Annotated in this window: 21 protein-coding genes; 13 read left to right on the top strand and 8 right to left on the bottom strand. The window is 68.5% G+C overall.

The window, feature by feature from the left end; all coding sequences use genetic code 11:
- Positions 1-256: 256 nt before the first annotated feature.
- From FHR04_RS18120 to dxr, 3 genes are all read right to left on the bottom strand, one after another.
- On the bottom strand, positions 257-1,099 hold the full coding sequence (locus FHR04_RS18120) for a hypothetical protein (RefSeq protein ID WP_249039206.1): 843 nt from the start codon (positions 1,097-1,099) through the stop codon (positions 257-259).
- 103 nt (positions 1,100-1,202) lie between these two features.
- Complete coding sequence (locus tag FHR04_RS18125; protein WP_139404623.1) at positions 1,203-2,348, bottom strand: M50 family metallopeptidase; 1,146 nt, start codon at positions 2,346-2,348, stop codon at positions 1,203-1,205.
- Positions 2,345-3,505 carry a 1-deoxy-D-xylulose-5-phosphate reductoisomerase gene (gene dxr / locus FHR04_RS18130; protein WP_139404624.1) on the bottom strand — a complete coding sequence of 387 codons (1,161 nt, stop codon included), beginning with the start codon at positions 3,503-3,505 and terminating at the stop codon, positions 2,345-2,347. The genes FHR04_RS18125 and dxr overlap by 4 nt, the downstream gene beginning before the upstream one ends.
- A 197-nt stretch (positions 3,506-3,702) precedes the next feature.
- On the opposite strand from dxr, the gene FHR04_RS18135 reads away from it, so the two are divergent.
- The 3 genes from FHR04_RS18135 to FHR04_RS18145 all read left to right on the top strand — a co-directional run bounded on the left by FHR04_RS18135 (position 3,703) and on the right by FHR04_RS18145 (position 6,426).
- Positions 3,703-4,485, top strand: coding sequence for a glucose 1-dehydrogenase (locus FHR04_RS18135; protein WP_211344215.1), 783 nt, complete (start codon positions 3,703-3,705; stop codon positions 4,483-4,485).
- 56 nt (positions 4,486-4,541) lie between these two features.
- Complete coding sequence (locus FHR04_RS18140) at positions 4,542-5,726, top strand: trans-sulfuration enzyme family protein (protein ID WP_139404625.1); 1,185 nt, start codon at positions 4,542-4,544, stop codon at positions 5,724-5,726.
- Positions 5,727-5,901: 175 nt separating this feature from the next.
- Positions 5,902-6,426: a hypothetical protein gene (locus FHR04_RS18145; RefSeq protein ID WP_139404626.1), complete on the top strand. Its 525-nt coding sequence runs from the start codon at positions 5,902-5,904 to the stop codon at positions 6,424-6,426.
- A gap of 79 nt (positions 6,427-6,505) precedes the next feature.
- Here the strand turns inward: FHR04_RS18145 and FHR04_RS18150 are convergent, their stop codons facing one another.
- The 3 genes from FHR04_RS18150 to mnmC2 all read right to left on the bottom strand — a co-directional run bounded on the left by FHR04_RS18150 (position 6,506) and on the right by mnmC2 (position 9,230).
- The gene (locus FHR04_RS18150; protein WP_139404627.1) at positions 6,506-7,504 is read right to left on the bottom strand and encodes an isocitrate/isopropylmalate dehydrogenase family protein; all 999 of its coding nucleotides are present in this window, start codon (positions 7,502-7,504) and stop codon (positions 6,506-6,508) included.
- An 86-nt stretch (positions 7,505-7,590) separates the two neighbouring features.
- A complete protein-coding gene (locus tag FHR04_RS18155) occupies positions 7,591-8,583 on the bottom strand; it encodes an NAD(P)/FAD-dependent oxidoreductase (protein ID WP_139404628.1) in 993 nt (330 codons plus the stop codon).
- Positions 8,562-9,230 (bottom strand): tRNA (5-methylaminomethyl-2-thiouridine)(34)-methyltransferase MnmC2, encoded by a 669-nt coding sequence (mnmC2, locus tag FHR04_RS18160; RefSeq protein ID WP_139404629.1) that lies wholly within the window; start codon positions 9,228-9,230, stop codon positions 8,562-8,564. The genes FHR04_RS18155 and mnmC2 overlap by 22 nt, the downstream gene beginning before the upstream one ends.
- A 59-nt stretch (positions 9,231-9,289) precedes the next feature.
- Between mnmC2 and tsaD the strand changes: the two genes are divergently transcribed.
- The gene (gene tsaD, locus FHR04_RS18165; protein ID WP_139404630.1) at positions 9,290-10,291 is read left to right on the top strand and encodes a tRNA (adenosine(37)-N6)-threonylcarbamoyltransferase complex transferase subunit TsaD; all 1,002 of its coding nucleotides are present in this window, start codon (positions 9,290-9,292) and stop codon (positions 10,289-10,291) included.
- Positions 10,292-10,391: 100 nt separating this feature from the next.
- Here the strand turns inward: tsaD and FHR04_RS18170 are convergent, their stop codons facing one another.
- Positions 10,392-12,122: a long-chain-fatty-acid--CoA ligase gene (locus FHR04_RS18170; protein WP_139404631.1), complete on the bottom strand. Its 1,731-nt coding sequence runs from the start codon at positions 12,120-12,122 to the stop codon at positions 10,392-10,394.
- A gap of 259 nt (positions 12,123-12,381) precedes the next feature.
- Here FHR04_RS18170 and FHR04_RS18175 point away from each other — a divergent pair, with 259 nt between their 5' ends.
- The 6 genes from FHR04_RS18175 (at position 12,382) to purB (ending at position 16,556) form a co-directional block, all read left to right on the top strand.
- Positions 12,382-12,951 (top strand): nucleoside deaminase, encoded by a 570-nt coding sequence (locus FHR04_RS18175; protein ID WP_139404632.1) that lies wholly within the window; start codon positions 12,382-12,384, stop codon positions 12,949-12,951.
- A 50-nt stretch (positions 12,952-13,001) separates the two neighbouring features.
- Positions 13,002-13,886, top strand: a complete 885-nt coding sequence (locus FHR04_RS18180; protein ID WP_139404633.1) for a ribokinase — start codon at positions 13,002-13,004, stop codon at positions 13,884-13,886.
- 39 nt (positions 13,887-13,925) lie between these two features.
- On the top strand, positions 13,926-14,480 hold the full coding sequence (locus FHR04_RS18185; RefSeq protein WP_139404634.1) for a DUF1999 domain-containing protein: 555 nt from the start codon (positions 13,926-13,928) through the stop codon (positions 14,478-14,480).
- Positions 14,480-14,704 carry a heavy-metal-associated domain-containing protein gene (locus FHR04_RS18190; protein WP_039683074.1) on the top strand — a complete coding sequence of 75 codons (225 nt, stop codon included), beginning with the start codon at positions 14,480-14,482 and terminating at the stop codon, positions 14,702-14,704. Before FHR04_RS18185 ends, FHR04_RS18190 begins: the two co-directional genes overlap by 1 nt.
- A gap of 2 nt (positions 14,705-14,706) precedes the next feature.
- Complete coding sequence (locus FHR04_RS18195; protein ID WP_039683077.1) at positions 14,707-15,036, top strand: DUF503 domain-containing protein; 330 nt, start codon at positions 14,707-14,709, stop codon at positions 15,034-15,036.
- 212 nt (positions 15,037-15,248) lie between these two features.
- The gene (gene purB, locus FHR04_RS18200) at positions 15,249-16,556 is read left to right on the top strand and encodes an adenylosuccinate lyase (protein WP_139404635.1); all 1,308 of its coding nucleotides are present in this window, start codon (positions 15,249-15,251) and stop codon (positions 16,554-16,556) included.
- Between the two features lie 13 nt (positions 16,557-16,569).
- Here the strand turns inward: purB and FHR04_RS18205 are convergent, their stop codons facing one another.
- The gene (locus FHR04_RS18205) at positions 16,570-16,995 is read right to left on the bottom strand and encodes a hypothetical protein (RefSeq protein WP_139404636.1); all 426 of its coding nucleotides are present in this window, start codon (positions 16,993-16,995) and stop codon (positions 16,570-16,572) included.
- Between the two features lie 65 nt (positions 16,996-17,060).
- On the opposite strand from FHR04_RS18205, the gene FHR04_RS18210 reads away from it, so the two are divergent.
- From FHR04_RS18210 to FHR04_RS18220, 3 genes are read left to right on the top strand one after another with little or no spacing between them, the layout of a single operon-like run.
- Positions 17,061-17,429 (top strand): phage holin family protein, encoded by a 369-nt coding sequence (locus FHR04_RS18210; protein WP_139404637.1) that lies wholly within the window; start codon positions 17,061-17,063, stop codon positions 17,427-17,429.
- Position 17,430: 1 nt separating this feature from the next.
- Entirely contained in the window at positions 17,431-18,324 is an 894-nt protein-coding gene (gene panC, locus FHR04_RS18215; protein WP_375782593.1) for a pantoate--beta-alanine ligase, read from the top strand.
- Entirely contained in the window at positions 18,321-19,397 is a 1,077-nt protein-coding gene (locus tag FHR04_RS18220; RefSeq protein WP_039683082.1) for a PilT/PilU family type 4a pilus ATPase, read from the top strand. The genes panC and FHR04_RS18220 overlap by 4 nt, the downstream gene beginning before the upstream one ends.
- Positions 19,398-19,509 lie beyond the last annotated feature (112 nt).

Here is a 19,509-nt window from a genome sequence, read left to right on the forward strand (position 1 = left end):
CGTTGGACGGCGCAGGTGCTGGCCCGGAAAATGGCCCAGAAGTCGGCAGCGGAGTGCTGAAGTTCAACGGAAGAATGAAAGGATTTGATCCTTGAATTCTACACGTTTTAATCGGAGTCCGTATAAGTTGGGCGGCCTCTGCCCGCGGCGATTATGTGCGCCCAGGCCCGCGCGAGGCGGAAAAAAAGGGGAGATAGGACGCGAAAAGTGGCGCCCGGTTCAGGTCCGGGCGCCACTTGGGACTATCTCTTCGGCTTCAGCCGTCGTTGCGGGTAAAGCCGGTGGCCTGCCAGCTGCAGCCGGAGCGCACCAGTTTGATGGTGCCGCCGTAGGTGCCGCTGACCCGCTGTCCGTTGCTGTTCTGGGTGGCGCTGATGGTTACTTTGCCGCTTGCGCTGCCCGAGTTGCCGTTGATGCGCACGCTGGTGATCTCAACTTTGTACGACACGCTGGAGTATGCCGCGCCGTAGGCGCTGGCCGCCGCGCCCAGCCCCTCGTTGGCCGCCGCACGGGCCGCGCTGCGCGCGCTGGCGATGTCCTGTTCGGGCGTCAGCTTGCACGCCTCGGGGGCGCTGCCCGCGTACTGGTTGGTGGTGCCGTCCTCGAACACCAGGGGGGCGGGAATCTGCCCCTGCAGGGTGGCGACGTTGAGGCGGTAGTTGACGCCCACCGCCAGCCGCGGCCCAATAATCGGCTGCAGCGCCGTGCTGATGCGCTGCGCTCCCACTTCCACGTACGCCTCGACGGGCAGCAGGGCGATGCCGTAGCGCAGGCCCAGCCCACCCTGCAGGGCGGTGTTGCTGCCCTGGACTTCGGCGCCCACCAGGGCGTAGGTGGTGACGTTGCCAAAGGTGAACAGATCACCCGTGATCAGTCCGCCGAAGGCCCCCGTGCCGGACTGCCCTTCCACGTTGCTGGTGCAATACGCGCCCTGACCGTAGATGCCGAAGCGTCCTTCCTGAAAGCCCACGCGGCCGCCGACGATCTGGCAGCCCAGGCCCACGCTGCTGTTCAGGCCCAACCGGATGTCGGCGGCGCCCGCCGTTCCCACGGTGCTCAGGCCTGCCACGGCCAGTCCCAGCGCCACAGCGCGTTTCAAATTCCTCTTCACTGTTCCAATCATGAAGACTGTTTTAACATTGCGCGGCCATCAGGCGTGTGAATTGTCGGGCATTTTGCTTTTGAGACCGCCCCAGCCAGCCCTAGAAGAAACGGCTCACGTCGCGCACCACAACAAAGGTCATCAGCAGCAGCACGAAGGCGAAGCCCGCCACGTTGATGGCCTGCTCCTGCGAGAAGCTCAGCGGGCGGCGGCGCAGCACGCCCACCAGCACCAGCAGGATCCGCCCGCCGTCCAGCCCCGGAATCGGAATCAGGTTGAAAAAGGCCAGCGACAGGTTCAGCAGCGTGGCCACCTGCACCAGCGCCCACGGGCTGAGGGCGGCGGCGCGGCCCACGATCTCGGTGGTGCCGATGGGGCCGGTGACGTTCTCGTCCTGCGAGAAGTTCAGCGTCAGGAAACGCCCGAACAGGTTGCCGAAGGCCCGCAGCACCTGCGGCACCGCCTCCGCCGTGGTGGTCAGCGAGGTCTGCAACGCCGTGCCCACACCCACCGGCACGATGTCCGGGCCGTAGCCGATGCCCAGCAGTTGCCGCTGACCGTTCACCGTGGGCGTCCAATCGAAGGTCACGTCGCGGGCCTCCACGGCTCCGGACGGCCCGGCCCGCTCCACCCTGAAGGTGTGCGGCCCCGGCGTGCCTAGTACGTTGCGGAGGTTCTCCCAGCCGGTCACGGTGCGCCCGTCCACCTGCAGGGTGTCGGGAATGTCCTGCCCGTCGATGGCCGTGATCACGTCGCCGGTCTGCAGGCCCAGCGTCTGTGCGCGCGAGCCCGGCTGCACCGACTCGATGCGCGCCCGGTCCGGGGCCGGAATGCCCTGCGAGGAAAAGGTCAGGGTCATCAGGCCGATGGCGAGCAGCAGGTTCATCAGCGGGCCGGCCAGCAGCACGGCGATCTTGCCCCAGGCGGGCAGCGCCGCAAAGCCGCGCGTGGCCTGCCGGTAACTGACCTCACCCTCATTGCTCCGGACCTCCTCGGGGGCCATGCCGTCGATTTCCACGTAGCCGCCGATGGGCAGCAGCGACAGCCGCCACTCGGTGCCGCGCCAGGGCCGCTTGAAAATGATCGGCCCCATGCCGATGGAGAACGAATTGACCCGCACGCCCTGCCAGCGGGCCAGCGCGTAGTGCGCCAGCTCGTGCAGGAAGGTGGCGACGCTGATCAGCAGCAGGGTCCAGATCAGGCCGGTGGGGGTCAGGGCGGCCGAGAGGCTTTGCAGAAAGCTCACGCCCGCATCCCCACCAGTTCCCAGGCCCGCACGCGTGCCCAGGCGTCGGTCTCGTCCAGCGTGTCCCAGCTCAGGGCGCCCGCCGGCGTCTCGTCCAGCACCCGCTCCAGCAGCCTGGGGATACCCATGAACGGCAGTTGCCCGGCCAGGAACGCCTCCACTGCCACCTCGTCCGCCGCGTTCAGGGCCACCGGCAGCAGACCGCCCGCCTCTCCGGCGCGGTAGGCCAGGCCCAGGCAGGGAAAGCGGTCAAAATCGGGCTCGCGGAACTCCCACATGCCCCGCATCGGCCAGGACAGGTGCCCGGCCACCTCCGGCCCGCGTCTGGCACCCCGCACGTCGCCGGGGCGCTGCATGCCGGTGGGCGCGGCGTCGATGGCGTAGGCAATCGGCAGGCGCATGTCGGTGGGGCCGAACTGCGCCTTGAGGCTGCCGTCGCGGAAGCGCACCGCCGCGTGGATCAGGCTCTGCGGGTGGACCACCACGCCCACCCCAGACAGCGGCAGGCCGTACAGGCTGGCGCACTCCATGACCTCCAGCCCCTTGTTCATCAGGGTGGCGCTGTCGATGGTCACCTTCGGCCCCATGCTCCACGACGGGTGCTTCAGCGCCTGCGCGGGCGTCACCCCGCCCAGATCGGCGGGGCCGTCGCGGAAGGGGCCGCCGGAGGCGGTCAGGATCACTTCGGCCACGTCCGCCATGTCCTCGCCGGTCAGGCACTGGAAGACGCCGGTGTGTTCGGAGTCCACCGGGACCACGCGCCCGCCGCCCGCCGAGGCCGCCTCCCAGATCAGGCCCGCCGCCGTGACCATCGCCTCCTTCGTCGCCAGCGCCACCGCCTGACCCGCCTGAAGTGCGGCGCGGGTGGGGGCCAGCCCGATTAAACCGCTCATGGCGTTGACCACCACATCAGCTTTCAGGGCCGCCACCTCGCTGACGTGGGCGGTTACGCGGGTGCCGGGCAGCAGCGCCTTGGCCTCGGCGTACACCGCCGGCTCCACGCTGACCAGCGCCGGGCGAAACTCACGCACCTGCTGCTGCAACAGCGCCAGGTTGCGCCCGGCGGCCAGCGCCGTCACCGTGTAGCCACGCTCGCGCGCCACATCCAGCGCCTGCGTGCCGATGCTGCCCGTGCTGCCCAAAACCGTAAGCTCCATTGCGCCCCAGCATGACGCATGGGCGGCGGCCAGAGTGTGGGGAGTGGAACGCGCGGTGGGGCCGCTGGCTTCTGGCAGGGCGCGCCCCGGTGCAGGGCGATCTTGACCGGCCTTTTTCACTTCCGGCTTTTTCAACCGCGTGCCGTACAGTCGCAGATGGACGGGCGAGCCTGGCGCTGCGCCGCAAGGGAGAAGACATGACCATGACCGACGTGCAGAACCTGTTCGATCTGGGCGGCAAGGTCGCCGTCGTGACCGGCGGGGGCAACGGCATCGGCCGGGCCTGCGCCCTGATGCTGGCCGGGGCCGGGGCGGCCGTGGCGGTGGGTGACCTGAAACTGGCCGACGCCCAGGCTGTGGCCGACGAGATCACAGCGGGCGGGGGCCGCGCCATTGCCGTGGCCTGTAACGTCACGGTGGATGCGGAGCTGGTCACGCTGGTGGAGCGCACGGTGGCCGAACTGGGCGGGCTGCACATTCTGGTGAACAACGCCGGGGGCGGCGGCGCGGGCCGCGAGAATCCGTTCAAGATCGGGGTGGAGGACTTCGCGCGGGTCTTTGAACTCAACGTGTTCAGCGCGTGGCGGCTGTGCCAGCTGTGCGTGCCGCACATGAAAGAGGCGGGCTACGGCTCGGTGGTCAACATCACCTCGATGGCCAGCATCAACCGCAGCCCCAACATCAGCGCCTACGCGTCCTCCAAGGCGGCCCTGAACCACATGACGGCCAATCTGGCGATGGATTTTGGCCCCGAGGTCCGCGTCAACGCCGTCGGCCCCGGCGCCACCCGCACCCACGCCCTGTCCACCGTGCTGACCCCGGAGATCGAGCGGCAGATGCTGGCCCACACGCCCATCAAGCGGCTGGGTGAGCCGGAGGACATCGCGGGCGCGGTGCTGTACTTCGCCGCGCCGGTCTCCTCCTGGGTCAGCGGACAGACGCTGTTCGTCAACGGCGGCGGCGTGCAGACGCTGGAATAGCCCCCTGACCACGGGCACCCCCGTTGCCCTGCCGGAAGAGGCGCTAGCCTGTGCGCGTGACTCCCGCCGACAAGCACGCCGACTATGACCTGACCACCCTGGCCGCCCGCGCGGGCGAGGAGGCCCGGCCCAACGCGTCGGTGCCGCTCGTCGAGCCGATCTACCAGTCCACCGTCTACGCCTTTGCCGATCTGGACGCGCTGGACGGGGCCATGAGCGGCGCCGAGCCCGCTGCCTTCTACTACCGCAACGGCACGCCCAACGCGGCTACCCTGGAGCGCGCCCTGGCCGTGCTGGAAGGCACCGAGGCCACGCTGGTGGCCGCCAGCGGCATGGCCGCGATCAGCGCGGCCTTTCTGGGCGTCCTGAAAACCGGCGATCATGTCGTCACCGACGCCCGGGTCTACGGCGTGACCTACGCGCTGCTGGCCGAGGAATTTCCGCGTCTGGGCATTGAGGTCTCGTTCGTGGACGCCTGTGATTTAAGCGAGGTGGAGGCGGCGCTGCGCCCCAACACGAAGATCGTGCATGTCGAGAGCCTGACCAACCCGCTGCTGACCGTGCCGGACGTGCCTGCCCTGGCGAAATTGGCCCACAATCATGGCGCCCTGCTGAGCGTCGACAACACCTTTGCCAGCCCCGCCGTGTTCCGCCCGGCGCTGCACGGCGCGGACCTCATCACCCACAGCGTCAGCAAGTACCTCAGCGGCCACAGCACGGCCTTTGGCGGCGTGCTGTGCGCCAGCGCCGAGCTGGTGGCGCTGGCCCGCACCCGACTGCTGCGGCTGGGCGGCACCATGTCGGCCTTCGACGCGTGGATGACCATGCAGGGCCTCAAGACCCTGGGCCTGCGGATGCGGGCGCACAGCGGCAACGCGCAGGCAGTGGCCGACGTGCTGGTCAACCACCCGCGCGTCAAGGCGGTGTACCACCCCGGCCTCAGCGATCACCCGCAGTTTCACCTGGCGATGGACCTGTACCCGCACGGCTTTGGCGGCATGCTGGCCGCCGACATCGAGGACGCCCCCGCGTTCGTCAAGGCGCTGGCGGGCCGCATCCCGCTGGCCCCCAGCCTGGCCGACGTGATCACCACCCTGTCGTGGCCGTGGGGCACCTCGCACCGCGCCCTGCCCGAGGCCGAGAGACAGCGCCTGGGCATCACGCCGGGGCTGCTGCGCATCAGCGTGGGCATAGAGGATATCGAGGACCTGCTGGGCGATTTCGAGACTGCGCTGGACTAGCGGGCCCCGCAGGACAGCAGCGCCTTGTGGATTGGGTATTAAGATTGGATGTGCTCCGTGGCCCCGCACCCCCTGCCCGGCTGCGGCGGCGACAGTCGAAGGTTTCCTGCTGGCGAGCCGCTGTGGGCAGACTGCCAGCCTCCGGATGCCCGCCCAGTGCAGGAGAGGAGAATTCATGTCGGCCTCAACCCATGCCCGTGTGGTCCTGATTTCGCTGCTGTCTGCCGCACTGGGTGGCAGTCCCGTCGCCTCCGCCCAGACCACTCCACAGGCGGCCACGCAGACTCTGGTGATTAACTATCCCAACAGCGGAGCGAATATGGGCGGCCAGACGGCGCCGTACAAGGGACTGGTCTACGTCAAGGTTTTTGCCGCCGACCCGGAATTGGTCAAGAAATACGGCGCTAGCCCGGTGTCCGCCGCCGAATTGACGCCCAGTGGGCGCGACGTGCGTCAACTGCCGCTGGGCCGCTATGAGGTGCAGTTCGCCTACCGCGTCGGCAGCGAACTCAAGACCTTCGTTCTGCGGGACGTGATTCTGCGCGCTGACCGGGCAGGTGCCTTGACGGTGGAATTGAACGATGCCAAGACCACCATCGTCGGGGGGGACCCGAGCATCCGGCAGATGGCCGAGATGATTGGGCAGTTGCAGTCTCAGGTCAAGGATCTGCAGGCGCAGGTGGCGGCTCTCAAGAAGTAGGGCGTCAAGTAGAGATGTCAGGAAGAACAGAGGCGGCCCTGACTTGCAGGGCCGCCTCTTGTGAGGTTGCTTTCTGTGCTTACAGCGCCGCGATCACCGCGTCCGTAAACTCCTTCGTCCCCGCAGTGCCGCCCAGATCGCGGGTGCGCGGTCCCTCGGTCAGCACCTTGTTCACGGCGGTGTCGATGCGCCGCGCCGTGTCGTGCTCGCCCAGCTGATCGAGCATCAGGACGGCGGCCAGCATGGTGGCGGTGGGATTGCTGATGCCCTGCCCGGCGATGTCAGGGGCGCTGCCGTGCACCGATTCGAAGATGCCGAACTTGTCGCCCACGTTGCCGCTGGCCGCGATGCCCAGCCCGCCGACCAGCCCGGCGGCCAAGTCGCTGAGGATGTCACCGAACATGTTGGTCATCACCAGCACATCGAACTGCCGGGGGTTGCGGACCAGCTGCATGGCCGCGTTGTCCACGATCATGGTGCTGGTACTCAACCCCTCCACCGTCTTGGTGTGGTCCAGAATGGTGTTCAGGAACAGGCCCTGCGTCACGGGCAGCACGTTGGCCTTGTGCACCACGGTCAGCCGCCGGTCGCGCTTCATCGCCAGATCGGCGGCGTACTTGCCGATGCGCAGGCTGGCCTCGCCGGTAATCACGGTGTCGGCAATCGCGGTGTCGCCGTAGCGCCGCTCCTGCTCCACGTACAGGCCCTGGGTGTTCTCGCGCACGATCACCAGATCGACGTTCTCGTAGGCGCCGGGAACCGGGCGGGTCTTGGTGGGGCGCACGTTAGCGTACAACCCGTACTTCTGGCGCAGGTGCCGGATCGCGCCGAAGAAGCCGGGCGGTTTCTCGCCGCTGGGGCTGGTGGCCGCGCCGAACAGCGTGGCGTCAGTGTTTTCCACCGCGTCATAGGTGGCCTGCGGCACGCTGGTGCCGTGGTCCAGGTAGTACTCGTAGCCAGCCTCGGCGTCCACGTACTCGGCGTCGAAGCCGGCGGCGTCCAGAACGCGGCGGGTGGCGGGGATGACTTCGTGGCCGATGCCATCGCCCTCGATTGAACAGATGCGGTATTTCGCCATAATGACCAGTCTAATTCACGCGGGCGCAGGTGCGGCGGGCGTTACCGGGCGTGTGACGGGGTGCAGCGACACAGTGGTGTCGGCGGTCAGGCCAGCGAGCCTGTCACCCGTCCCGCCAGTTCCCGTGCCAGCAGCGGCCCCAGCAGGAACCCCTTGCTGCCCAGGCCCGAGAGGTGCCACACGCCGCGTTCGTCCTGCCCGTTCTGCAAGCCGGAGAGGCGCGACCCGGTCCAGCGGCCAGTGACGCCCACGCCGCTCAGGTCGGCCAGCCCATCGCCCTTACCCAGCAGCCAGCCCAGCGAGGCCAGCGGCAGCTCCGGCGTCGGCCAGCGCTGCACCGGAGTCTCATAGGTGGCCCCCAGCACCCCGCCTGCTGCTGCGGGGGCCAGATACGCCCCGAAACTCAGGGGCACGGCGGTCGCGGCGCGGTCCAGCGTGAGCAGGCTGCCCATGCGGTGGGTGCGGGCCTCACCTGCCCAGCCCGAGCCCACCGAGCCGCCGCAGTGGAGGACCGTGTGGACGTCCGGGAGCGCGTCCACAGCTGCCTCCTGCAGTTGTGCCGAATGTGCGGTCCACGCCGTCACCCGCCCACGGATCACCCGCGCTCCGGACGCGGCCAGCAGCGCCCGCGTGAAGGCTGCGCCGTCCACCCAGCCGCCTTCCGGCAGCCACAGGGCGTGTGCCCAGGCCGGGGGAAGGGGCGTGGGCAACCCGTCCCGGCCCAGCCAGCGGTGCGCCAGTGTGGGCGGCAGGTTGCGCTCGAAGCGGGCGCGGGCCTTGTCGTCGGGGATGGGCCGCAGCACGCCCGTCTGCCCATACGGGATATCGAAACCGGCGGCGGTCAGCGTCTGCAGCAGTGCCCAGGTCAGGGCCATGCCGTCGGTGGCCCGCGCGTCCACGCCGCCCGACTGGCCGCGCACCGGGTTGATCAGGGCGGACGGCACCGCACTGGCCGCGTGAACCCCGGCGTCGATCACCGTGACCTGCACGCCCAGCCCCGACAGGAAGTACGCGGCGGACGCGCCAGCAATGCCGCCGCCGATCACCAGCGCCGTCTTCACCGCACCGCCCGCAGGCATTCGCGCTTGCCCGGCGCTCCTGGCCTGCGCTCAACATTCAGCCCTGCGGCCGCCAGCGAGCGGCGCACGTGTCCGGCGGCGCTGTAGGTGGCGAGAATGCCGCCCGGCGCCAGCGCCCCGGCCAGCCGCGCCACGAATTCCGGCGTCCAGACCTCCGGGTTGCGGCTGGGCGAGAAGCCGTCCAGATACAGCGCGGTGGCCCAGCCCTGCGGCAGATCGGCGGCCAGCACATCCGAGAAATGAACGGTCAGCCGCACATTCTGCGCCTCAATGCGGCGTGGGGCGTTGGGCCACTGCGCCAGCATCGCCTGCCACGCCGGGCGGTCCGCCCCCGGTTCACCCACCGCCACCTCGCGCAGCCAGTTCGCCGGGGCCGGATCAAATTCGTAGGCCACGTAGTCCAGCCCCACGCCGCGCGCCGCCGTGTCGGCCAGTGTGGCGCGGAAGTTGACGCCCAGGCCGAAGCCTATTTCCAGCACCCGTGGGGCCGGGTGCCCGTGCGTTCCGGTGCCCTCGACAAAAACGTGCCGCGCCTGGGTCTGCGCGCCGTGCCGCGAGCCGTAGGCCTCGCCGAAGCGGGCACTAAAGGCGGTGCGCGAGCCGTCGGGCGTCTCGATGATGGGGGGAGCTTCGGCGGCGCGGTCCATACGCCGCCGAGGATACGGCTTTCCTTCAGTCCCGTTCGCCCCTGCTACACTCCCCGGCGATGAGTGCTGCGCCGCTGTACATCCTGGGAATCGACACCTCCTGCGACGACACCGGGGTGGGCATCGCGCAGCTCGGCGCGGGCGGCGTGCAGGTGCGTGCCAACCGTATCTGGACCCAGGCCGTTCACGCGCAGTACGGCGGCGTGATGCCCGAACTCGCCAGCCGCGAGCATGTGGAGCGCATCGACGCCGTGATGGCCGACGCGTTGGAGGAAGCGGGCCTGAAGGTCTCCGACATCGGCGCGGTGGCCGCCACGGCTGGTCCCGGTCTGGTGGGAGCGCTGCTGGTGGGCCTGATGTACGGCAAGGGGCTGGCGCAGGCGCTGGACGTGCCGTTCTTTGCCGCCCACCACCTGGAAGGCCACATCTTCGCCGCCGCCTCCGAAGAAAGCCTGGAGGCGCCGTATCTGGCACTGGTGGTCAGCGGGGGCCACACCCACCTGTTCGACGTGCCCGAGGAGGGCCGATACGTGCTGGTGGGCGCCACCCGCGACGACGCGGCGGGCGAGGCCTTCGACAAGATCGCCCGCCTGGCCGGGCTGGGCTACCCCGGCGGCCCGGCCATTGCCGAGGCGGCCCTACGCGGCAATCCCGACGCCGTGCCGTTCAAGGAACCGCTGCAGGGCCAGAAAGCCTTCGAGTTCAGCTTCAGCGGCCTCAAGACCGCCGCGCTGCTGGCGCACAAGGCGGGCGCCGCCCCCGAGGATCTGGCCGCCAGCTTCCAGCGAGCCGCCGTGCACGTGCTGGTCAAGACCACTCGCCGCGCCGCCGAGACGTATGGCCGGCGGACGGTGGTGGTGTCGGGTGGCGTGGCGGCCAATACGGCCCTGCGCGAGGCGTTTGCGGCGACTGATCTGCACGTCGTCTTTCCTGGCAAGGGCCTGAACACCGACAACGGCGCGATGATCGCTCTGGCCGGGGCCGCCGCGCTCAGGGCAGGCCGCCCGCCCAGTCCGCTGGCCGCAGGGGCGACGGCCTACGCGCCGCTGGCAAGCGGCTAGCGGGAGCTGAGAAACCCCAGGGCTGGCGGTTGCAGGCAAATGCCCCCGCACCGTCATGGGCCGGGGGCGTTTTTCTGGCTGTGCGGGGTCAGGGGCTTGCTTACGCGCCCGGCTGTTTGGCCCGCGCGTCGGTGGCCTCCTCGGCCAGCTGGCGGCGCAGGATCTTCATGGCCGCCGTCTTGGGCAGTTCTTCGCTGCGGAATTCCACGCTGCGCGGGGCCTTGTAGGAACTGAGGTGCTGTCGGCAGTACGCGATGATCTCGGCCTCGCTGGCCTTTTCACCGGGCTTCAGGTGCACCACGGCGTGCACGCTCTCGCCCCGGTACTCGTCGGGCAGGCCCACCGCCGCCGCCTCCAGCACGGCGGGGTGGGCGTTCAGCACCTCGTCCACCTCACGCGGGTAGACGTTGTGGCCGCCCACCAGGATCAGGTCCTTCTTGCGGTCCACGATGCGGAAGTAGCCGTCCTCGTCCACCGTGGCCATGTCGCCGGTCAGCAGCCAGGTCTGGCCGTGCGCCTCGCGCAGCGTCTGCTGGGTGGCTTCCGGGCGCTGCCAGTAGCCCAGCATGATGTTCGGTCCGGCCACCCACAGCTCGCCCACCTCGCCGGTCGGCACGATCTGGCCGTCCTCACCCACCACGATGGCGTCCACGCCGGGCATCGGCAGGCCAATGCTGCCCTCCTGCTGATCGCCGAAGATGGGATTGGTGTGCGTGATGGGGCTGGCTTCCGTCAGGCCGTAACCTTCCACGAGGTTGGCGCCCCCCGTGATCTCGCGGAACCTGCGGGCGGTTTCCAGCAGCAGCGGCGCGCTGCCGCTGATGCACGCGCGGATGCTGGTCAGGTCGTACTTGGGCGTATCGGGATGGTTGTTGATGGCGTTGTACAGCGTGGGCACGCCGGGGAACAGGGTGGCCCCCGAAGCCTGGATCTGCGACAGGACCATCTTGATGTCGCGGGCGTTCGGAACCAGCACCATGGTGGCCCCGGTCAGGATGCTGAGGTTCATCGCCACGGTCATGCCGTACACATGGAAGAACGGAATGGCGGCCAGCGTGACCTCCTGCCCGTCTTTCAGGTCCGTCATCCACGCGCGGCCCTGCTCGGCGTTGGCCACCAAGTTGCGGTGGCTGAGCATCGCGCCCTTGGGCACGCCGGTGGTGCCGCCGGTGTACTGCAGCAGCGCCAGATCGTCGGGCTGACGCGGCGCGGGTTCGGGCGTGGGCGACTGGAACTTCAGCAGGTCCGTGTACCGCAGCACGTGCGCGTCTCCCGGCACGTCCACCCAGCTGCCCTCGCGCCGCGCCTTGAGCGGGTACAGCAGGTTCTTGGGAAAGGGCAGGGCATCCTGAATGCCGGTCACGATCACGCGCCCCACCGGCACGCGATCCTGAATCTGGGTGTAACGCGGGTAAAAGGTGTCCAGCAGAAGCAGGGTCTCGCTGCCGCTGTCGCTCAGCTGGTGGGCTAGCTCGTCGGCCACGTACAGCGGGCTGGTGTTGACCACCACCGCCCCGGCCAGCAGCGTGCCGAAAAAGGCGGTCACAAACTGTGGGCAGTTGGGCAGCATCACCGACACCCGGTCGCCCGGCTTCACGCCCATCTTCTGCAGCGCCAGCGCCAGCCGCTGCGCGTTCTGCCACAGCTCGCGGTAGCTGGTGTTCGCGCCCAGGAACCCCAGGGCCACGCGGTCCGGGTAGGTCTGCGCGGCGCGTTCCAGCATCTGCGGCAGCGTCTGCTCGCTGGGGACGAAGTCGTGCGGCACGCCGGGTTCGTAATGCTTGAGCCAGGGGCGGGGCAGGGAAGACGGTGCGGGTGGGGTAGGGGACATGGCGCTCCTCTGGGTTGGGGCGGGGGTGGGTGGATTGGCAGGGCGCTGGGGCCGCTGAAGGCAGCAGCGAGGGGGTGAGAAGAATTGAACTTGGTCTAATTATTACAGATGGGTCCTGACGTGTTCAAGCCATCCCCCCACCATTGCCCCGCCACTGCCCCTCCACTGCCCCTGGATGTGTGCCGACTCAAGGTTGGGTGCAGACGGAATGCGTCCTGCGCTGGACATGGCGGTGCCCCCTGACTGGCAGACTGGCCGCATGACCGAACCTTCCCTCGCCTCCGCCGACGCCTCCCGGCCCGACGCCCATCTGCACGAAGCCTACCTGCGCGAGGCCCTGGCGCTGGCCCGCGAGTCTCTGGCGCGGGGGAGCTCGCCCATCGGGGCCGTGCTGGTGGACCGAGACGGCACCGTGATCGCGCGGGGCCGCAACCGCGTGGGCGAGCCGCAGACCGCCGAGCGGGTGGGCGACGCCAGCGTGGCGCACGCGGAAATGGACGTGTTCTTCCAGGCGGGCAAGCTGGAAAACCCGCAGGACCTGACGCTGTACAGCAGCCTGGAGCCCTGCCTGATGTGCGGCGGGGCCTCCGCGCTGCTGGAGGTGGGCCGCATCGTCTGGGCCACCGACGACGCCTGGGGCGGTTCGGGCCGCCTGCTGGCGTGGTCCGATCACCCGGCCATGCAGGAAACCGAGATCGTGCCCTGCCCCCTGCCTGATCTGGAGGCGGAAGGGGCGCGGCTGTTTGCCCCCGAGGCCAAGCGGGCCTTTCCCGACGAGGGCTGGGCGCTGTGGCGACAGCGGTATCCGGCAGAAACCGAAGGGGTTTGAACCGCACCGTCTATCATCCGGGTCATGAAGCACTTCAGCCGGGGGGGAACGTGAGCGTGCTGGTGGTGGGCAGCATTAACGCCGACGTGACGGTGCGGGCTTCCCGCATTCCTGGTCCCGGCGAGACGGTGCTGGGCAATGAGGCGCGGACCTCGCCGGGCGGCAAGGGGGCCAACGGCGCGGTGGCGGCGGCCCTGGCGGGCGCGAGGGTTTCGATGGTGGGGGCGGTGGGAGACGACGCCTTTCAGGAGGTGGCCCTTTCCGGTCTCAGGAGGGCCGGCGTGGACCTGGGCGGCCTGCGAACCCTGGACGCGCCCACCGGACTGGCCCTGATCACCGTCTCGGACGCGGGCGAGAACGCCATCACCGTGGCGAGCGGTGCGAATGCCCGTCTGACGCCCGCGCATCTGCCCGCTGACTGCGCCGGATTTACGCACCTGCTGCTGCAACAGGAATTGCCGCCGGCGATCACGCTGGAGGCCGCCCGGCGTGCATCGGCAGCGGGACTGACCGTGCTGCTGAACGCCGCCCCCACCCGCGACACCGCCCCCGAACTGCTGAGCCTGACGGGGCATCTGCTGGTCAATGAACACGAACTCGCGGCGCTGGCCGGCGAGGGCGACTTCGAGGCCAGCGCCCGCGCCCTGCTGCAACGCGGGCCGCAGGCTGTGACCGTCACGCTGGGCGGCGCGGGCAGTCTCACCGTCACAGCACAGGAAACGCACCGCCTGCCCGCGCACCCGGTCGACGCGCTCGACACCACCGGGGCCGGCGACACCTTCTGCGGCGTGCTGACCGCGCGGCTTTCTCACGGGGACCGCCTGGAGGCGGCGCTGCGCTGGGCCGGCATCGCCGCGGCCCTGGCCTGCACCCGCCCCGGCGCGCAGGATGCTATGCCGACATGGGCTGAAGTGCTGCGGGAAAGTGGGCGCTGAGGCGTGGTGCTGCTCGCGGCCCCCTGTTAGCCTGACCCCATGCGTTACCGGATTTTCAGCGAACAGGACACCGACGCACTGCAGGCGCTGGACCTGACCGTGCAGCGGCACCTGGACCCCGCCTTCGATACCCTGCCCGAACGTGAGCGCGCCGGCCGCCTGCACACCAGCCTGCCTGCGCTGAAGTTCTACGAGCGCAGCGAACATTCCTTCGTCGCCGAGGAGGGCGGGCAACTGGCCGGGTTCATCTTCGCGCAGTCGGTGTGGCAGGGCGACAAGCCCATCGTGCTGGTGCGGGCCATGAGCGTGTCGCCCACGGCCCCGGCGGACACGGCCCAGGGCCTGCTGCACGCCACGATCAAGAGCGCCTACGACACTGCCGTCTACGAGGTGCATTTTCCCCTCACGCCCGGCCTGGAGGACACCGCACGCGCCGAGGAAGCCGTCACCCTCGGCGCCTACGCCGTGCGGCATCTGGGTAGTCGTCTGGAAACCTCGCCGGGCGTGCGGCCGAGCGGCGACGCCCGCGCCGCGTCACACCCCACCGGGGGTGCTGGGGGTTCCGGCCTTCCGGAAGCGGGGGGCAGCGCATAATGGCGGGCATGACCACTCCCGCCACCCGTGTGCTGCTGGGCGTTCGCGGCATGTCCCGTGACGCCGGACAGACCGTTGCCGCTGCCCTGTCCGCCCTGCCCGGCGTCTCGAAAGCCACGCCCGACGACGGCCAGATTGAGGTGCATTACGATCCCTCGCAACTGACCATCATGGATCTGGTGCGGGCGGTGCGCGGTCAGGGCTTCCTGGCCGGAATGCTGTAGCGGTGGCGCTGGGGTACGTCGGCGTGCTGACCATGCGGCTGGAAATGCCGTGGGTCAGTAATCTCAAGGAAAAACGCGCTCTGGTGCGCCCAGTTGTCGAGCGCCTGAAAGTCCGCTTCCCCCTGACCGTGGCCCGCCTGGACGGTCTGGACGCCCACGACTGGGAAGTGATTGGCGTGGCGACCATCAGCAACGACTACGGCTGGGTCAAGGAAACCCTGAAGATGGCCGCCGATTACGTGGCCAGCGAGGGGCCATACCGCGTGGCCTCGGAAGACACTGAGATCACGGTGATCGGCGAGGATGAGCTGGACGACGAGTCGGAGGATTGAGCGTCCCTCCCCGCTTCACCTGACCGTCCCATTCCAGGCGCGGTTCTTGAGGCGACCCGGCTGTGCTGCGCCGCTGGCCTCGGATGGAAGCATGAAAATCGGCGCGGTCCAGACCACCCGGCGCCGCGTCCGTGTCGGTCCCCGCTGGCCTTCTGGATGGGCCATCAAGACGGGTCCCGTCGCCCCGATGGAGGCCGTGTTAGCCTCCCTGCGTGATCGAACGTTACCTGACGCCCGAGATGAAGACCCTCTGGTCCGAGGCCAGCAAGTACCGCGCGTGGCTGCGCGTGGAACTGGCCGCGATGGACGCCCAGGCCACTCAGGGCGAGGTGCCGCGTGAGGCGCACACGGCGCTGGTGGAGCAGACCGAGGCCGATCCCATCGACGAGGCCTTCGCCGCCCGCGTGGCCGAGATCGAGGCCGTCACCCGTCACGACATCGTGGCCTTTACCCGCGCCCTGAGCGAGCGCTACGGCGACGAGGCCCGCTTTATCCACCACGGCCTGACCAGCACCGACGTGGTGGACACCGCCCAGAACCTGCTGCTGGACGAGGCGCTGGCGCTGATTCTGGCCGACGCGGGCGCGCTGCGCGAGGTCTGCCGCATGCAGGCGCTGGAATACCGGCACACGCCCACGGTGGGCCGCACCCACGGCATCCACGCCGAGCCGATGACCTTCGGCCTCAAGTTCCTGAACTGGATGGCCGCGCTGGACCGCGACCTGGAGCGCCTGACGGCGGCCCGTCGGCGCGTTCAGGTGGTCATGCTTTCCGGCTCGGTGGGCACCTACGCCCACGTCTCCCCACAGGTGGAAGTGGAGGTCGCCCGTGCCTGGGGCTGGGACGCAGCCCCCGTCACCAACCAGACCCTGGCCCGCGACCGCCACGCCGAGGTGCTGGCCGCGCTGGCGATCCTCGGCACCACGTTGGAAAAGATCGCCGTGGAAATCCGCCACCTGCAGCGCTCGGAGGTCCGTGAGGCGATGGAACCCTTCGGCAAGGGGCAGACCGGCAGCAGCTCCATGCCGCACAAGAAAAACCCGATCCTGACCGAGAACGTGACCGGCTTTGCCCGCTTGCTGCGCGGCTTCTTGACCACGGGGCTGGAAAACGTGGCCCTGTGGCACGAGCGCGACATCAGCCACTCCAGCGCCGAACGCGTCATTCTGCCCGACGCCACCAGCGCCGCCAGCTACGCCGCCCGCCGTCTGACCGGGGTGCTGCGTGATCTGGTGGTCTTCCCGGAGCGGATGCTGAAAAACATGAACGATCTGGGCGGTCTGGTGTTCAGCCAGCGCGTGCTGCACGCCTTGATTGACGAGAAGGGCATGACCCGCGAAACGGCCTACGATCTGGTGCAGCGTCACGCATTAAAGAGCTGGGAAACCGGCGAGGGCCTGCGCGAGTTGCTGGCCGCCGATCCCGAATGCCCGTTGAATGCCGCCGAACTGGACGAGGCCTTCGATCTGGCGTGGTATCTGCGCCATGTCGATGATATCTACGGGCGTTTCGGGATGTGAGTTGAAGTCACGCTCAGCTGATCAGCCGAAGCTCACACTTCCCAATCACGCGCGACGTTTTCGAGGCGGGAGAATAGTCTGAGACGACCACTCTCTGATGTTTGTCCGTAAATACGAATGTGCAATTCCCAGTCTCCTGATTCAGCTCTGAATAAAGCGATAATTTTATCGTCCCGCTTTTGGGGAAATAGAGTAGAGTCGCTCCCCTGCTTATTTCACCAGTCATCAATGCGGTGGAATCGTTTTTCGGAGCATCGATGGGAGTCGTGAATTGCACAGTCCCCGCGGAAATGATGCCGGTGATGGTCGGCTGACCTTCGGGGGTGACTGTGTACTGCCAGAGTTGACCTGCTTTCAATGGCAGCGAGGCGATGGGCGACGTGACAGCCGGGGCACAGGCCACCAGGGAAGTGCCAAGCATAAAGACGATCCGTTTCACCGTTGCAACGTAGAGTCAGCCGCCTTCCTGAGATGTCACATTCCGGCATCCCGTATCCTGACCGTATGGGATTTATTCTCCGGCTACTGGTCAACGCGCTGGCGCTGTACCTGTTGACGCAGGTGTATTCGGGTGTCTACTTCGAGGGCGGCGCGGCGGTGGGCAGCGTCCTGATCGCCGCGCTGGTGATGGGCATCGTGAACGCGCTGATCCGCCCGGTGCTGCTGCTGCTGTCGCTGCCGCTGACGGTGCTCACGCTGGGGCTGTTCACGCTGGTGGTCAACGGCGTGGTGCTGCTGCTGGTGGCGGCGGTCACGGCCCTGGACACGACGGGCTTCGGCGCGGCCATTGTGGGCGCCCTGATCCTGACGGTCATCTCCTGGGTGCTGGACGCGCTGGTGGGCGCGCTGGGCCTGGACGGCAAACGTGGCTGAAGTGGCCGCGCAGGTGCGTCCGCAGGTGGTCCGCTCCCCGGAGGCCCTGCGCTCGGCGCTGAGTGGACGGGGCCGGGTTGGTCTGGTCCCGACGATGGGCTACCTGCACGACGGCCACGCCACCCTGATGCGCCGCGCCCGCGAGGTCTGCGACGTGCTGGTGGTCAGCATTTTCGTCAATCCGCTGCAATTCGGTCCCAGCGAGGATCTGGCGGCCTACCCCCGCGATCTGCAGCGTGACCTGGGCGTGGTGGGTGAGGCTGGCGTGGACGTGGTGTTCATGCCGGACGTCGAGACCATGTACCCGCCGGCCTTCGACACCCGCGTGGTGGTGTCCGGCGTCAGCGAGGGTCTGGACGGTGCCTCGCGTCCCGGCCATTTCGTGGGCGTGGCGACGGTGGTGCTCAAGCTGTTGAATCTGGTGCGCCCGGACGTGGCGTTTTTCGGCGAGAAGGACTGGCAGCAACTGGCGGTGCTGCGCCAGATGGTCCGGGACCTGAACGTGCCCGTGGAGGTGGTGGGCCTGCCCACGGTGCGCGCCCCCTCGGGTCTGGCCCTCAGCAGCCGCAACAGCTACCTGACCCCCGAGCAGCAGGCGCGGGCCGCCGTGCTGTCGCGCGCCCTGACGGCGGTGCAGGAGGCTTATGCGGGTGGCGAGCGGGACGCTGCCGGGCTGCGTCAGGCTGGTTTGGACGTGCTGTCTGCAGACCCCGAGGTCACGCTGGACTACCTGAGTGTCGTGGGCCGTGACATGCAGGAAAGAGAAGTTGTGGACAATGATTCCATGACCCGTGTCCTGGTGGCGGCCCGCATGTTCGGCGTTCGGCTGATCGACAATATGCCGCTGGTTTCCGCCCAGCCCAACGCCACGCAGCCGGGGGCGGAACCCGCGTGACCCTCGACGAGCTGCTGCAGGAGATGGTGGGCCGCCGCGCCTCGGACATTCACCTGCAAGCGGGCAGCCCGCCGATGGGCCGGGTGGACGGGCAGCTGCTGCCGTTCGGGGCGCAGGCCCTGATGCCCCCCGACACGGCGCTGCTGGCGCAGTCGCTGATGTCGCCGGAGCAGTGGGACGATTTTTCCTACCGCAACGAGATGGATCTGGCCTACGGCGTCTCCGGGCTGGGCCGCTTCCGCTGCAACGTCTTCCGGCAGCGCGGCTCGGTGGGCATCGTCATGCGGGTGGTCACCGACGCCATCCCCGGCTTCGAGTCGCTGGGCCTGCCCGCCGGGGTGCTGCAGCGCCTGGCCGAGTCTCCGCGCGGCCTGATCCTGGTGACCGGCCCCACCGGGTCAGGCAAGTCCACCACGCTGGCCAGCCTGATCGACCACATCAACCGGACCTTTGCCTACAACGTCATCACGGTGGAAGACCCCATCGAGATCCTGCACAAGAACAAGAAGAGCATCGTCGTGCAGCGCGAGATCGGCAGCGACACCCGCGATTTCCGCACCGCCCTGAAATACGCCATGCGTCAGGACCCCGACGTGATCATGATCGGCGAGATGCGCGACAAGGAAACGGTGGAGGCCGCCCTGAGCGCCGCGCAGACCGGGCATCTGGTCCTCAGCACGCTGCACACGCAAGACGCCATTCGCAGCGTGAACCGCATCATCGACTTCTTCGCTCCCTACGAGCGCGACCAGATCAGATTGCAACTGGCCGAGACGCTGGTGGGCATCGTCAGTCAGCGCCTGCTGCGCCGCTCGGACGGGGTGGGTCGGGTGCTGGGGCTGGAGATCATGCTGAACACGCCGCTGGTGCAGGAGTACATCAAGGACGAGGACAAGACCCCGCTGATCAAAGACGCCCTGATGGAGGACGACATCCGGGGCATGCACACCTTCGATCAGCACCTCGCGCAGCTGTACCACCACAACATGATCACCCTGGACGAGGCGATGGAGGCCGCCACCAGCGGTCACGAGCTGAAGCTGATGGTTACGCGCAGCGGTTTCGCGTACTGACCGCGCCTTTTCCTGGGAGACGAATTACCCGCCACCTTGCGGACCCTCCCCGGCAGCGTGTAGACCACTCCTCACGCTGCCGGGGAGGGTGCTACACTGTGAGCGTCAGACT

The sequence above is a fragment of the Deinococcus radiopugnans ATCC 19172 genome, assembly GCF_006335125.1.
GTDB classification, from domain to species: Bacteria; Deinococcota; Deinococci; order Deinococcales; family Deinococcaceae; genus Deinococcus; species Deinococcus radiopugnans.